The 13747-nt window shown below is 72.2% G+C and carries 13 protein-coding genes; 6 read left to right on the top strand and 7 right to left on the bottom strand.

All coding sequences use genetic code 11. The features are described 5' to 3' along the window. Nucleotides 1–2635, bottom strand: a 2635-nt coding sequence (gene hrpB, locus M3E84_RS07710) for an ATP-dependent helicase HrpB (RefSeq protein WP_259895623.1), incomplete at its 3' end; no start/stop codon positions are given. Between the two features lie 101 nt (nucleotides 2636–2736). Here hrpB and M3E84_RS07715 point away from each other — a divergent pair. The 3 genes from M3E84_RS07715 (at nucleotide 2737) to M3E84_RS07725 (ending at nucleotide 5923) form a co-directional block, all read left to right on the top strand. Next, complete coding sequence (locus M3E84_RS07715) at nucleotides 2737–3702, top strand: 1,4-dihydroxy-2-naphthoyl-CoA synthase (RefSeq protein WP_259895624.1); 966 nt, start codon at nucleotides 2737–2739, stop codon at nucleotides 3700–3702. A 5-nt stretch (nucleotides 3703–3707) separates the two neighbouring features. Continuing rightward, complete coding sequence (locus tag M3E84_RS07720) at nucleotides 3708–4967, top strand: AMP-binding protein (RefSeq protein WP_259895625.1); 1260 nt, start codon at nucleotides 3708–3710, stop codon at nucleotides 4965–4967. 74 nt (nucleotides 4968–5041) lie between these two features. Continuing rightward, nucleotides 5042–5923 (top strand): 1,4-dihydroxy-2-naphthoate polyprenyltransferase, encoded by an 882-nt coding sequence (locus tag M3E84_RS07725; RefSeq protein WP_259895626.1) that lies wholly within the window; start codon nucleotides 5042–5044, stop codon nucleotides 5921–5923. Nucleotides 5924–5948: 25 nt separating this feature from the next. Here the strand turns inward: M3E84_RS07725 and M3E84_RS07730 are convergent, their stop codons facing one another. Both M3E84_RS07730 and M3E84_RS07735 read right to left on the bottom strand, forming a co-directional pair. Continuing rightward, complete coding sequence (locus M3E84_RS07730) at nucleotides 5949–6242, bottom strand: DUF4229 domain-containing protein (protein ID WP_259895627.1); 294 nt, start codon at nucleotides 6240–6242, stop codon at nucleotides 5949–5951. A gap of 50 nt (nucleotides 6243–6292) precedes the next feature. Beyond that, the gene (locus tag M3E84_RS07735) at nucleotides 6293–6787 is read right to left on the bottom strand and encodes an Rrf2 family transcriptional regulator (RefSeq protein ID WP_006213752.1); all 495 of its coding nucleotides are present in this window, start codon (nucleotides 6785–6787) and stop codon (nucleotides 6293–6295) included. 175 nt (nucleotides 6788–6962) lie between these two features. Between M3E84_RS07735 and M3E84_RS07740 the strand changes: the two genes are divergently transcribed. The 3 genes from M3E84_RS07740 (at nucleotide 6963) to M3E84_RS07750 (ending at nucleotide 9110) form a co-directional block, all read left to right on the top strand. Further along, nucleotides 6963–7943, top strand: coding sequence for a sulfite exporter TauE/SafE family protein (locus M3E84_RS07740; RefSeq protein ID WP_259895628.1), 981 nt, complete (start codon nucleotides 6963–6965; stop codon nucleotides 7941–7943). Nucleotides 7944–8013: 70 nt separating this feature from the next. Continuing rightward, complete coding sequence (locus M3E84_RS07745) at nucleotides 8014–8433, top strand: PLD nuclease N-terminal domain-containing protein (protein WP_259895629.1); 420 nt, start codon at nucleotides 8014–8016, stop codon at nucleotides 8431–8433. A 74-nt stretch (nucleotides 8434–8507) separates the two neighbouring features. Continuing rightward, nucleotides 8508–9110 carry a hypothetical protein gene (locus M3E84_RS07750; protein WP_259895630.1) on the top strand — a complete coding sequence of 201 codons (603 nt, stop codon included), beginning with the start codon at nucleotides 8508–8510 and terminating at the stop codon, nucleotides 9108–9110. Between the two features lie 225 nt (nucleotides 9111–9335). Here M3E84_RS07750 and ccsB read toward each other — a convergent pair whose 3' ends face one another. The 4 genes from ccsB to M3E84_RS07770 form a co-directional block, all read right to left on the bottom strand. Continuing rightward, on the bottom strand, nucleotides 9336–10448 hold the full coding sequence (gene ccsB / locus M3E84_RS07755; RefSeq protein ID WP_259895631.1) for a c-type cytochrome biogenesis protein CcsB: 1113 nt from the start codon (nucleotides 10446–10448) through the stop codon (nucleotides 9336–9338). Further along, nucleotides 10445–12151, bottom strand: coding sequence for a cytochrome c biogenesis protein ResB (locus tag M3E84_RS07760; RefSeq protein WP_259895632.1), 1707 nt, complete (start codon nucleotides 12149–12151; stop codon nucleotides 10445–10447). Before M3E84_RS07760 ends, ccsB begins: the two co-directional genes overlap by 4 nt. A gap of 112 nt (nucleotides 12152–12263) precedes the next feature. After that, nucleotides 12264–13022, bottom strand: coding sequence for a cytochrome c biogenesis CcdA family protein (locus tag M3E84_RS07765; protein ID WP_058871900.1), 759 nt, complete (start codon nucleotides 13020–13022; stop codon nucleotides 12264–12266). A 10-nt stretch (nucleotides 13023–13032) separates the two neighbouring features. Continuing rightward, nucleotides 13033–13695 (bottom strand): TlpA disulfide reductase family protein, encoded by a 663-nt coding sequence (locus M3E84_RS07770; RefSeq protein WP_259895633.1) that lies wholly within the window; start codon nucleotides 13693–13695, stop codon nucleotides 13033–13035. Nucleotides 13696–13747 lie beyond the last annotated feature (52 nt).

The raw sequence follows: 13747 nt of genomic DNA on the forward strand, positions 1-13747 counted from the left end.
CGCTGGCGGACCAGGGGTCCTCCGGCCAGGGGTGCTTGGGATAGCGTCCGCGCATCTCGGCGCGAACCTCGCGGTACGACCCCGACCAGAAGGAGGCCAGATCCGCGGTGATCGCCAGCTCGCGACCAGCCGGGGAGAGCAGGTGGAAGAGCACGGGCAGGCGGCCATCGAGCAGGCGGGGCGATTCCGCCAGCCCGAAGCACTCCTGCAGCTTGACCCGCACGACCGGCTGCGGGATCTGCCCGCGACCGCTGCCGGCATGCTCCTCCTGATCGGTGAGCGCGACCTCCTCCGGCTCCCACTGCTGCGGCCACAGGATCCGGTGCGAGGCCCCGGACGGCACGGTGAGCCGCTGCGGAGCCAGCTCCTCGAAGCGCGCGGCCTCCGGCCAGGGCAGCAGCCGTCGCAGTGCCGAGACGGTGTCGATCGAGCGCACCGAGGCCCCGCGGGCCAGCGCCGCGAGCTCGGGTCCGATCCACAGCTGCGCCTGAGCAGCCAGGGAGTCGTCGTCCATGGCCGGCCAGGGCCGGCCCAGGTGCCGGTGGCAGGCCGCCATCCGGGCCCGCAGCTGCAGCGCCTGCTCGGGCAGCTCCAGCAGCGCCGGGCCCTGCTGCTCAAGCGCACGCCCGATGGCCTCGGCGGCCTGTTCGGGGCTCGGGCGCGCCGGCGTGGCCGCGAGCTCGATGGCCCCCAGCGACTCGAGCTCACGAGCTCTGGCCCGTCCGTCCGCGAAGCGCACGGACAGCTCGCGTCGGTGCAGCTGCCCCGCGGCCCGTTCGGCCGTGCTCCGCTCCAGCCCTGCCCCCGCCCGGATCAGCGCCCCGGTGCCCGCGGCCGCCGAGGCCTGAGAGCGCGTGACATCGGCGACGGCGAGCCACTGCTCGTGGATCAGCGGCGATCCGCTCGGCAGGCCGGCGCGGGTCCCGGAGGCCAGCAGCCACTGCTCACCGCGATCGTCCATCCGCCGGGCGATCCGCTCCGGGAAGGCCAGGCCCACCACCAGCCCGAGGGCCTCCTGCGCATCGGCAGGGGCATCCCGGGCGGGCTCCCGCTCGGCCTCGATCGCCGCCTCGGCCTGATGCTCCGGGGCTGTCCGCCCGATCAGCGAGCGCAGCCGCCGGGTCTCGCTGCGCCAGCGCCGGGAGCCGGGGTGCTGCCCGCGGCGCAGCTCGCGCAGCAGGCCGGCGAGATCGCCATCGGGGGCCCGATGGTCATCGGAGACGGCGGCCACGATCTCGGCGGCCGTGGACTCCCCCACCGCCCGGGCGCCGTCGAGCAGGGCGCGACCCCAGCGCGGGTCCAGCGGCAGCCCGGCAAGGCGCCGACCGATCGCGGTGGGGCGCAGCTCCTCGTCGAGGGCGTCCAGTGAGCGCAGGGTGCGGTGGGCGTCGGCCAGCGCACGGGGCGCGGGCCTGTCCAGCAGGGCCATACCGTCTCCGCCCGGAGCGCCCCAGCACGACAGCACGAGTGCCGCAGAGGTCAGATCGGCCGTGCGGATCGCCGGGACGGCGCGCTCGGGCATGGCCGCCCACACCGACTCGTCGTAGCAGCGCACGACCGCCCCGGGGCCCGTGCGTGCGGCGCGACCGGCCCGCTGCCGCCCCGAGGCCCGGGAGGCCGAGACCGTGACGAGCCCGGACATGCGGCGCACCGCATCTCGCCGCGGCTCCCGCGAGAGGCCGGCGTCGATCACCAGACGCACCCCGGGCACGGTCAGCGAGGACTCGGCCAGCGCGGTGGAGACCACGATCCGGGCGGGATCCCCCGGCCGACGCCCGGCCACGGCCCGGTTCTGCTCCTGTGCGGGGACGCGACCGTGCAGCTCGAGCACCTCGACCTCCGAGAGCTCGCGCAGCCGCGCGGCCACCTGGGCGACCTCCCCCGCACCGGGCAGGAAGACGAGGGCATCGAGGCTCGGGTCCTGGGCCAGGCCGCGCTCGTGCTCCCGGTGGGCCGTGCGGGCCACGTGGTCCAGGAACTCCCGACGCACGCCGCGCTCATCGAGCCGCGGGCCCGTTCCCGGCGCCCAGCGGACCTCGAGGGGGTGCTCGACCGCCCGGCTGTCCACGACCGGGACCTCGGCCATCCCGAGCGCCCGGCCGATCAGCTCCCGGAAGGACCCGGCATCCAGCGTGGCGGACATGACGATCAGGCCGAGATCCTCGCGTAGCTGACGCAGCTCCAGCAGCATTCCCAGCAGCAGGTCGATCTCCAGGCCTCGCTCGTGGACCTCGTCGAGCACAACCGCGCGGGTCCCGCTCAGCTCCGGATCCGCCAGCAGCCTCCCGATCAGCACACCCGGGGTCACGAACTCGACGACCGTGTCCCGGCCGACCTCGCGCTGTCCGCGCACCGTGAGACCGGACAGCTGCCCGAGCCGCGTCCCGCTCAGCTGGGCCAGGCGCTGGGCCGCGGCCCGCGCTGCCACGCGCCTCGGCTGCACGACGACGACGCGGTCATCCGCCGCTGCCCCGAGCTCGAGCGCGGCCGCCGGCGGAGCCAGCGTGGTCTTGCCCGTGCCCGGAGGGGCCTCCACGACGGCGATGCCCGGGCCGGCCAGCGCCTGGCGAAGCTGCGGGACTGCCTGGGCGAAGGGCAGTCCCGCCCCCAGGCGCTCGAAGTCCAGGTCCATCATCCGAGCAGTCTCCCATCCGCACCGGGACGCCGCAGCCGCCGTCCGAGGAAGACCCCGCCGGAGCCGTTCGGGAGTCGGCGGGCGCTCGTAGACTGGCCGCCGTGAACGACTCCAACGCATCCCATCTCCCCCGCCAGGTCTCCGAGATCTTCGACCCCGTGCAGTGGCGCACGGTCGAGGGCTTCGAGGACCTGAGCGACATCACCTACCACCGCGGCGTGCAGCGCGGCGCGGAGGGTTCGATCGAGCGCGACCTGCCGTGGGTCCGGGTGTCCTTCGACCGCCCCGAGGTCCGCAATGCCTTCCGCCCGGGGACGGTGGACGAGCTCTACCGCGTGCTCGATCACGCCCGCATGAGCTCGGACGTGGGCGCGGTGATCCTCACCGGCAACGGCCCGTCGGCCAAGGACGGCGGCTGGGCGTTCTGCTCGGGCGGCGATCAGCGCATCCGCGGCCGCGACGGCTACCGCTACGCCGAGGGCGAGACCGCCGAGTCGGTGGATCCGGCCCGCGCCGGGCGCCTGCACATCCTGGAGGTTCAGCGCCTGATCCGCACCATGCCCAAGCCGGTGATCGCCGCGGTCTCCGGCTGGGCCGCAGGCGGCGGGCACTCCCTGCACGTGGTCTGCGATCTCACGATCGCCTCGGCCGAGCACGGTCGCTTCAAGCAGACGGATGCCACCGTCGGCTCGTTCGACGCCGGCTACGGCTCCGCGCTGCTGGCCCGCCAGGTCGGGCAGAAGAACGCGCGCGAGATCTTCTTCCTGGCCCGCGAGTACTCGGCTGCGGACATGCATCGCATGGGCGCGGTCAACGAGGTCGTGGAGCACTCCGAGCTCGAGGCCACGGCCGTCGAGTGGTGCAGGATGATCTGCGCGCAGTCCCCGCAGGCGATCCGCATGCTCAAGTACGCCTTCAACCTCCCGGACGACGGCATGGTCGGCCAGCAGGTCTTCGCCGGAGAGGCCACGCGTCTGGCCTACATGACCGACGAGGCCGTCGAGGGCCGCGATGCCTTCCTGGGCAAGCGCGATCCCGACTGGTCGTCCTACCCGTACTACTTCTGATCCTTATGACGGATCCCGCCTCCGCCGCGCCGGAGCTGCCCGGGCAGCCGGTCGCGGCGCCTCGCACCGAGCAGCTGCCCCCGGACGCCGTGGTCCTCGACGGCCCCGAGGCCCTGCCCGGGCTCGGCGGGGACGCCGGTCTGCTCGAGCGGCTTCGGGGGGTGCTGTCCAGGCCCGGTCCGGCCGTCGTCGTGTCGACCTCGGGCTCGACCGGGCGCCCCAAGGCCACGGTGCTCGAGTCAGAGTCCCTGCGCGCCTCCGGCCAGGCCACGGCCGCGCGCACCGGCGGGCACGGCCAGTGGCTGCTGTGCCTGCCCGCGCACTACGTGGCAGGCGTCCAGGTCCTGGCACGCTCCGCGCTGGCGGGAACCGAGCCGGTGGCCATGGAGCACGGCTCCTTCCAGGCGGAGGCCTTCGTGCGCGCTGCACGGCGCATGACCGGCGGGGTTCGCCATGTCTCGCTGGTGCCGACCCAGCTCTCCCGGCTGGTCGAGGCTGCCGAGGACCCGGCGGACGGAGACACCGTGCGCGAGGTCCTGGGATCCTTCGACTCGATTCTGCTCGGCGGCTCCGCGGCTTCGCCCGTGCTGCTGGAACGCGCACGTGGCCTCGGTGCCCGGGTGGTGACCACCTACGGGATGTCGGAGACCTGCGGCGGCTGCGTGTACGACAACCGACCGCTCGAGGGCATCCGCATCCGGATCGAGCCCCATGAGGACGCCCCCGACTCGGTCGCGGCGGAGGGCCCGGCCCCGCTGGCGCCCGAGGGATCCGGGCGGATCTGGCTCGGCGGGGCCGCGGTCACGACCGGCTACCTCGACGACGATGCCCAGACCGCCCGCCATGTCCGCCTGATCGACGGCCGACGCTGGTACCGCACCGACGACCTCGGGGTCTGGGACGGGCAGCGTCTGAGCATCAGCGGACGAGCCGACGACGTCGTGGTCACCGGCGGGCTCAAGGTCTCTGCCGGTCTGGTGGCCCAGCGGCTGCTGCGCGATCCCCAGGTGGAGCAGGCCGTGGTGCTCGGAGTGCCGGATCCGCAGTGGGGGCAGGCCGTGGCCGCGCTCGTCGTCCCGCGCCGCACCGTTGACCAGAGGGAGGAGGACGAGCTGCAGGAGCGGCTGTGCGCGGACCTGCGCTCAGCGCTGGGCGCCGCGGCCGTTCCCAAGCGCTGGCTCACCGCGGCGCAGATGCCCATGCTGCCCACCGGCAAGCCGGACCGGGCCGAGGTGCGCCGTCTGCTGGTGGAGCAGGGGCGCTGAGCAGTAGTCCGGCCCATCGGGTTCTCATGAAATGATGGGCCGGTTCCCAACCGTCGCCGGAGGAGGTCCTGTCCGTGGCAACACCCGCCCAGTGGGTCGAGGGCGCGCGCCTGCGCACCCTGCCCATGGCCCTGGCCCCGGTCATCGCCGGCACCGCCGCCGCCCAGTCCCTGTGGGGCGCGGACCTGGTGCGTGCGCTGCTGGCCCTTGCCGTGGCGCTGCTGCTGCAGATCGGCGTCAACTACGCCAACGACTACTCGGACGGCATCAAGGGCACCGACGACGACCGCGTGGGCCCCATGCGCCTGGTCGGCTCCGGCGCCGCCGCACCGCGGAAGGTGCTCGCTGCGGCCCTGATCTGCTTCGGGCTGGCCATGCTCGCGGGACTCGGGCTGATCGCCCTGTCCGGACAGTGGTGGTTCCTGGTCATCGGCGCCTCTGCGGTCCTGGCTGCCTGGGGCTACACCGGAGGCCCCTGGCCCTACGGCTACCGCGGCCTGGGCGATGTGGCGGTGTTCCTCTACTTCGGACTCGTGGCCGTGCTCGGCACGGCGCTCACGCAGGCCGGCGAGCTGAACCTCCAGACGTGGGTCGCCGCTGTGGCCACGGGGCTGTTCGCCTGCGCGCTGCTGATGGCCAACAACATCCGCGACATCCCCGGCGACCGCGAGGTCGGCAAGCGCACCCTGGCCGTGCGACTGGGCGAGCGCTGGGCCCGCGTGGTCTTCGCCGCCGAGCTCGGGCTGGCCTTCGCGCTGCACGTGTTCCTGATCCCGCATAACCCATGGTTCCTGCTGGTGCTGCTGGCCGCGCCGCTGGCAGTCCTGGCCGCGCGCACCGTGCTGGGAGCCACCGAGCGCACCGCCCTGATCCCGGCGCTCAAGCAGTGCGGGATCCTCAACCTCGTGTGGGCCGTGCTGTTCCTGATCGCCGTGGTGGTCCACCAGGCCCTGTGACCCGGTTGCGCCACGGCTCAGCAGCTCAGGGGAGGTCGTCCTCGCCGCGGCTGCGACGGTAGGCCTCGGCCTCGGCATCCTCGTCCTGGGTGTCGCGCAGGCGCTCCCGGCTGCGCGGCTTGGGCGAGCGGGAGATCGCGCGGTTGAGGTCCTCGCTCGCGGCGATGTGCAGCTGGGGGAAGAACAGATAGCACACCGCGAACGCCACGATCACGGCGGCGATCCCGGAGAAGATCAGGCCGAGGTCCAGTGCCATGAACAGCACGAACGCGACGGCGAGGATGGCCAGGCGCAGAGCGGAGTACTTCAGGAAGTTCACCGGAGCATCCTAAGGCCCGCCCCTGGATGCGGCCTCCGCGCGCACGGGCATCAGCCCTGCGAGCGCCCGCCCTCGATCGGCCAGCGGTCCGTCCAGGCTCCGGGCTCCTCAGCGAAGGCCCGCACGTGCTCCGGGAAGCCGCCGGTCAGGACATCTGCCAGCGTGACCTCGTCGAGCACCCGGCGCATGGCCGAGCGCAGCGCGACCCACACGACCGGCAGGTGCTCAGCAGCACCCGTGTAGGCGGTGTCCGACGGGCGCTGCCCCCGGATGCCGGCCAGCGGCCCCTCCACCGTGCGGATCACCGCGCCGATCGTGATCTCCTGCGCCTGGGAGGCCAGCCGGTAGCCGCCTGCGGCTCCGCGGCGGCTGACGACGAGCCCCCCGCGGCGCAGCTGCCCGAGGACCACCTCGAGGAACTTGGCCGGCAGCTGCTGACGCTGGGCCAGCTCCTGGGCCGGCATGGCGGCGGTGCCCGCCGCGTGCGCCTCGGCGAGCATGAGCATGGCCCTGATCGCGTATTCGGCGCGTGCGGAGATCTCCATGTGTCGATTGTTTCACGGACTTTGACGCCCTTCTCAGGGCCCTGGAATGCTCGCGCACAGCAAATCCCATCATCCCGATGGGAATAGTGGATCGGCTGCGGAAGCGGCGCTCGCCCCGCCCGCGCAGCGCTGCCGAGTCCACGATCCGCCCCACCCCACTGCCCGGGAGTCCCGCATGCGCATGCTCGTCCTCATCGCCCTCGTCGGCCTGGCCGCCCAGCTCGTGGACGGCGGCCTGGGCATGGCCTACGGCGTCACGACCTCCACGCTGCTGCTCACGATCGGGGCCAACCCGGCTGCCGCCTCGGCCACCGTGCACCTGGCCGAGGTCGGGACCACGCTCGTGTCCGGGCTCTCCCACTGGCGCTTCGGCAACGTCGACTGGGGCGTCGTGGCCAAGATTGGGATCCCCGGTGCGATCGGCGCCTTCCTGGGGGCCACCGCACTGTCGAACCTCGACGCTGCGGCCGCCAGGCCCTTCATGTCCGCAGTGCTGCTCGCCCTGGGCCTGTTCATCCTGGTGCGCTTCACCGTCGGCGGTCTGCGACCCGATCGTCTGGGCCGAGTCATCCCGGCACGGCTTCTCGCCCCGCTCGGGCTCTTCGCCGGCTTCATGGACGCTGCGGGAGGCGGCGGCTGGGGGCCGGTCGGCACACCCGCCCTGCTCGCCGATGGCCGCCTGGAGCCGCGGAAGGTCGTGGGCTCGATCAGCTCCGCGGAATTCCTGGTCACCGTGGCCGCCTCGCTCGGCTTCCTCTTCTCCCTGGGCAGCCAGGGGATCACCTGGTCCTGGGTGCTGGCCCTGCTGATCGGCGGCGCGATCGCAGCACCCATCGCCGCCGCGCTGGTCCGCCATGTCCCCGCACGGGTCCTCGGCCCCGCCGTCGGCGGCCTGATCGTGCTCACCAACGCCCGGACCCTGCTCGGGGCGGATGCGCTGGACGCCCCTGCGACGGTCTCCCGCGCCGTGCTGCTGGGGATCGCCGTCCTGTGGCTGGCCGCCGTCGGCTGGTCGGTCCTGCAACATCGCAGCGGCTCGCATGCCGGGAGCGTCTCGGAGGCGACGACCGCCGATGAGGTCGCGAAGCCGACGGCCGCGGCCGCGAGCGGGTCGTCCGCTGCTCAGTGCTCGGAGTCGGTGCACTCGGCGCGCTGAGGACGGGACCCGGACGTCGCGGCCCCGTCGCGATTGATCGCGGGGTCGGGCCTCCCCGTACGATGGAGACATGATCCGAGCCATCCTCATCATCGGCGTGATCGCTCTGGCTGTGGGAGTGATCATCTACTCGCTGATCGACTGCGCGCGCTCGGACGCTCGCGACATCCGCGGCCTGCGCCGCGGTCCGTGGCTGGCGATCATCCTGCTCCTGCCGGTCATCGGCGGCATCCTGTGGCTGACGCTGGGCCGCCCGCGCTACGCCTCCCCCGGCTCCGTCCCCACCCGCGGCAAGGGCCCGGACGACGACCCCGAGTTCCTGCGCGACCTCGACCGCAGGCGCCGCCAGGCCGAGCGCGAGCGGCAGCGCCGAGAGCAGTCCGATCAGGATCAGGCCGGGCCGGATCAGTCCTCGACGTCGGCGGACGACCACCAGGACCCGGACGACGACGCGCCGCGGGCCCCCGAGGACGGCCCGTCACCGCGCTGAGGCCCGATCCGCGCGCGCCGAGGGCGCGTGATCGGAGGTGAGCTCTCGGGCGCTGGCGTGGCACGATCTGCGGCATGAGGATCGAGACGCCCACAGCGCAGCTGCTGCAGGAAGCCGCCGCCATGGCGACCGCGCCCGGGATCGGGATGACATCCGCCCAGATCGAGAACGAGATCGCTGCCGGGCGTCTGCAGCCTCAGTGGTCACAGGTCACCCTCGACGATGCTGGCAGAGTCATCGGCCGGGCTCTGTGGTGGGGACGAGACCAGCAGGCTCCCATCACGCTGGACGTGTGGGATGTCATCGCCGAGAACGCCGAAGCGCCAACGGTCCTCCGTGCGCTCCTGGAGCGCGGCCATGCCGTCCTGGCAGCTCGCGGCATCCGTGTCCCGCTGCCGCACACCATGCGTGTCCCCGTCGCATGTCGAGACGACGCCGCTGCGGCCCACGACGTCCGCACGAAGATCGTGGAAGCCGCAGGCATAGGCCTCGGTCATCACAAGGAGCGGCGGCAGTTCGAGTGGGCTCGCGGAACCTCCGTGAGCCCGCCCAGCCCGATCTTGCGGTTCGAGCCAGCTGACGACGACACGTTCATCAGCCTCCTCGCCCGCGCCGCGCACGGCTCCCTCGACGTCTTGACCCGACGCGAGCTGGCCACCACCGACCTCGAACGCTGACCCATCTCCCTCATGCGCTCTTGCAGTCGAGCGCCCCTCACGATGACAGGGCACCGGCAATGGGGAGACATGCCCTGCCCGCGCCTCCGCTCGATCGGCCGGATCGGGTCGCCGCGGCCATCGACCGGGCTGAATCCCGACGGGCCCCGGAGAGCAGCGAGGGCCCGCGTCCTGCGTCGCGGGCCCTCGCGGGTGCTCAGGCCCCATGCGGGGCCGGGGCGAGACTCACAGCCCGGAGTAGGAGTGCAGGCCCTCGAAGAGGGTGTTCACGATGAAGTAGTTGAACAGCACGCACAGGAAGCCGGCGATCGACAGCCAGGCCGAGCGGGTTCCGGTCCAGCCGCGGGTGGCGCGGGCGTGGAGGTAGGCGGCGTAGACCACCCAGATCACGAAGGTCCACACCTCCTTGGGATCCCAGCCCCAGTAGCGGCCCCAGGCGTCGCGGGCCCAGATCGCGCCGGCGGCCAGGGTGAAGGTCCAGAACACGAAGCCCACGCTGTTGAGGCGGTAGGCGAAGTTCTCCAGCGTCTTGGCCGAGGGCACCGAGCGCATGAAGGCCCAGCCCGGCTCGCCGCCGTCGAGGATGCGCCGCTCGCGGCGATCCTGGATGAGCTGCAGGACGGACATGGCGAAGGTGACCGCGAAGATCGCCGAGGAGGCCACCGCGATCGAGACGTGGATGATCAGCCAGTAGGACTGCAGCGCCGGCTGCAGGGGCGAGACGGGCGTGGGATAGGCGATCGTGGCCATGGTCAGCAGCAGAGTGACCAGACCGGAGATCATCACGCCCACGAAGCGCAGGTCACGGCGGATCAGCATGATCAGGTAGATCCCCGCGATGATCAGGGCTGACGTGGTCGAGAACTCGTACATGTTGCCCCACGGGACGCGCTGGGCGGCGATCGAGCGGGTCACCACGGCCACCAAGTGGATAGCAAAGGCCATCACCATGAGCACGATCGCGGCACGGGCGGCCGGGCGGCGCTCGGAGGTCCCGTAGCCCATGCGGGGGTCGGCGACCTGCCCCTCGAGCTTCTCGGAGGCGCCCCGACGGCTGCCGGCGCGGCTGCCCGCCCCGGAGTCGTTGCGCTCATCGCGCTCGTCGGCCTCCGAGTGCTCCGTCGCGGAGGCGGGCGACGACCCGCCGGCGGCGCCCACGAGCTCGCGGCTGCGGGAGGTGCTGCGGGCGGCCGTGCGCTTCTCGGCCTCGCCCAGGGTCTTCGAATGCGAGGCCATGTCCCAGGCGAAGCAGATGAAGACGCAGAGGTAGACCAGGGCGGCCAGGAGCATGAACAGCTCCGACCAGGTCCCCAGCGCCGTGTTCACTTCAGTGCTCATGCTCGTGATCCTCCCACCTTCGAGGCGCCGGGCGCCTGCGCATCGTCATCGGCGTCTTCGACGACGCCGATCTGCTCCCACTCCTGGCTGAAGAGCTCGGCCAGCGCCTCGTCCTCGGTCTCCAGCCGCGGATCCTCGCCGCGGGCCAGCAGAGCGTACTCGAGGACCGCTCGCGGCCCCTCCGGGGTCTGCTCGGTGCGCACGCGCACCCAGGCTCGGCGCCGCACGATGAACAGCGACATGATCAGCCCGGCGAAGGCCAGGAGGAACGAGACGAAGACTCCCGCCGTGCCCGGATCATAGTTCACATCCAGTCCGACGTAGCGCTCGGTGCCCAGGTACTCGATCTCTCCCAGCCCGTTCGGCAGCTCGGCCTTGGGGCTGGCCTCCGAGAGCACCAGAGGGCCCTCCGGGGTGGCCGCGGATGCCTCCTCCTTGAGGCCCTCGACGTCCAAGACGTACACGTTCTGCGGCGTGCCGCTGTCGAGTCCGAGGTCCCCGGAGTAGAGCGAGAGCACGAGCGCGGGGTTGCCGAGGTCCGGATCGATCGAGGTCAGCTGGCCCGAGTCCTCGTCGAGATAGGCGGTCGGCAGGAACGTGCCCGTGAAGCCGAGCTGCTCCGGCTGGGCGTCCGGGACCTTGAGCGTGAAGGCCGAGATGTTCGTCAGATCCTCGGGGACGGTGATGACGGGGCCCTCGTAGGCGACATCGCCGTCGCCGTCGGTGACGCGCACCGACGGGGCGTAGCCGTTGCCGATCAGGTACGAGCGCACGCCGTTCGAGGAGACCGGCTGATTGGTCGACAGCTTCTCCTGGCGCGGCTCGGCGTCGGGTCCGTCCTGGACGGTGACGTCGGCGTCGAAGCCCAGCGGCTGACCGTAGCTGCCGGGGTCCTCGGTGTCGCGGTTGTAGTCGATGTCGAAGTCGTCCACCGTCAGCGTGAACGGGGCCAGCCAGTCGGCGTCGAAGTTCGAGCCCGGGCTGAACGAGTCGTAGCTGATCAGCGAGTTCGCGAAGGTCTCCCCCACCGTGAGGATCTTCTGGCCCTTGAAGCCGAACATCGCGCCGAAGGCCATGAAGATCAGGATCCCGAGCAGGGCCACGTGGAAGAGGATGTTGCCGACCTCCTTCCACATGCCGCGCTCAGCACCCACCGATGGCGCCTCGGTGTCCATGTCGCGCAGGTGCACGCGGTAGCCGCGCTTGCTCAGCAGGGCAGCGCTGCGCTCGACCAGCTCCGCAGCCGTGGGCACCTCGCTGCCCTCGGCCCCGCCGATGCGCAGGCTGCGGTGCACGGGCAGCCGGGTGAACCGGCGCGGCGTGCGCGGGGGCTGGGCGCGCCAGGCCTGCCAGTGCTTGCGGGCGCGCGGCAGCACGCAGCCCACGAGCGAGATGAACAGCAGGAGGTAGATGGCCGCGAACCAGACCGAGGAGAAGACGTCGAACATCTGCAGCGCATCCAGGACCGGGCCCAGGCGCGGGTTGGAGGCGATGTAGTCGTTGACCGCACCGACATCCTGCACGCGCTGCGGGAAGATCGAGCCCGGCACAGCGGCCACCGCCAGCATCAGCAGCAGGAACAGCGCCGTGTTCATCTTGGTCAGCTGCGCCCAGGCCCAGCGCAGCATCCCGAGGGGCCCCAGCGCAGGGACGGCCACGTCCTGGCTCGAGCCTCCCCCGGGGTCCTTCTGCGCTGTGCTCACTGTGCTCCCTCGATCGCTGCGGGCGCCGCGCGCCCCCTTGTGCTCTTGCATGCCTGCGCCGTGCTCCTGTGCGGGAGCCGAGGCACCGTCCTGTGCGCTGTTCATGTCCGCCTCAGATCACCGGCACGAAGTCCTGGACCAGCTCCGACTGGATCCACGAGACGAAGGCCGTCCACACGCCGCTGACCATCAGCACTCCGATCACCACGAGCATCAGGCCGCCGAAGCGCTGCAGGGCCACCCGGTGCCGCTTGAAGAAGTCCAGGGCGCCCATGCCGCGGCGCAGCGCCAGGGCCGCGATCAGGAACGGGATGCCCATGCCCAGGGAGTACACGACGGTCAGCAGAGCAGCCTTGCCCACCGAGGAGCCGCCGCTGTAGGCCAGGGCCTGCACCGCCGCGAACGTGGGGCCGATGCACGGGGCCCAGCCCAGCCCGAACGTGATGCCCAGCAGCGGAGCGCCCCACAGCCCGGGCGGCGGGCGCCGCTCGATCTTCCGCTCGCGCTGCAGCGCACCGATCCCGCCCATGAACACGAGCCCCATGACGATCACGAGCGCCCCGAGCACGATCATGACCCAGCTCTGCCCGCGCAGCCACGGCAGCGCCCCCAGCTGCGCCAGCACGACCGACATCAGCAGGAAGACCAGGGTGAATCCGAGCACGAACAGCCCGATCCCCGCGAGCATCCGCCCGCGCTTCTGCTTCTGCAGGTCGATCCCGGTCAGCCCGGTGACATAGCCCAGATAGCCCGGCACCAGGGGCAGGACGCACGGGGAAGCGAAGGAGACCAGCCCCGCCAGCGCCGCCACCGGCAGCGCGGCCAGCAGCGATCCGTCCAGGACGGTCTCGGCGAAGGGATTGCCGTCGATCACGAGCGCCTCAGGCCGACGTGACGTCGTCGAGGATGGTGCGCAGGATCGAGGGGTCGGCGATGCCCAGGATCCGGGCGGCCACACGCCCCTGGGAGTCGAGCACCAGGGTGGTCGGCACGGCCTGCGGCGGGACGTGCTTGGACAGATCCAGCAGCACGCCTCCGTCGCGGTCCTCGAACGACGGGTACGGGATCTCGAAGGTGCGCTCGAAGGCCTCCGCGGTGGCCTGCTCGTCGCGCACGTTCACGCCGTAGAACGCGACACGGTCCTCGAAGTCGTGGGCGAGCTCGACCAGGTCCGGGGCCTCCTTGCGACAGGGAGCGCAGCCGGCGTACCAGAAGTTCAGCAGCACGGGCTTCCCGCGCAGCTGCTCGCCGGTGACCTCGGTGCCGTCGAACAGCGCGCCCTCGAAGTCCACCGGATCGGAGCGGTCCTCCTCGGGGTACTCGCTCACGGAGCCGTCCCCGGCGATGTATCCGGTGTCCCCGCCGGCGTTGGCCTGCTGCGCGAGGTCGTCCTCCTTGGCCGAGCAGGCGGAGAGCACCAGGGCCCCCAAGCCGGCTCCGCCCAGGCCCAGCAGCGCGCGGCGCGTGGGGCGGACCCGGGCGTCCTCGGCCGCGCCAGCGGCGCTGTCGACGTGCGGGCGGGCAGTGCGGGGAGGACGGATCACGATGCGCTCACCTGAGGATGGGGTTCGGAACGGACGAGGGGCGCGGGCTGTG

Origin of the sequence: Kocuria sp. p3-SID1428, assembly GCF_025149945.1 — a bacterium.
Classification (GTDB): domain Bacteria; phylum Actinomycetota; class Actinomycetes; order Actinomycetales; family Micrococcaceae; genus Kocuria.

Excerpts from the sequence above, each read along its gene's own strand:
- M3E84_RS07720 (WP_259895625.1), top strand. The coding sequence starts at position 3,708 with ATGACGGATCCCGCCTCCGCCGCGCCGGAGCTGCCCGGGCAGCCGGTC.
- M3E84_RS07735 (WP_006213752.1), bottom strand. The coding sequence starts at position 6,787 with ATGGAGATCTCCGCACGCGCCGAATACGCGATCAGGGCCATGCTCATG.
- M3E84_RS07740 (WP_259895628.1), top strand. The coding sequence starts at position 6,963 with ATGCGCATGCTCGTCCTCATCGCCCTCGTCGGCCTGGCCGCCCAGCTC.
- M3E84_RS07745 (WP_259895629.1), top strand. The coding sequence starts at position 8,014 with ATGATCCGAGCCATCCTCATCATCGGCGTGATCGCTCTGGCTGTGGGA.
- M3E84_RS07750 (WP_259895630.1), top strand. The coding sequence starts at position 8,508 with ATGAGGATCGAGACGCCCACAGCGCAGCTGCTGCAGGAAGCCGCCGCC.
- ccsB (WP_259895631.1), bottom strand. The coding sequence starts at position 10,448 with ATGAGCACTGAAGTGAACACGGCGCTGGGGACCTGGTCGGAGCTGTTC.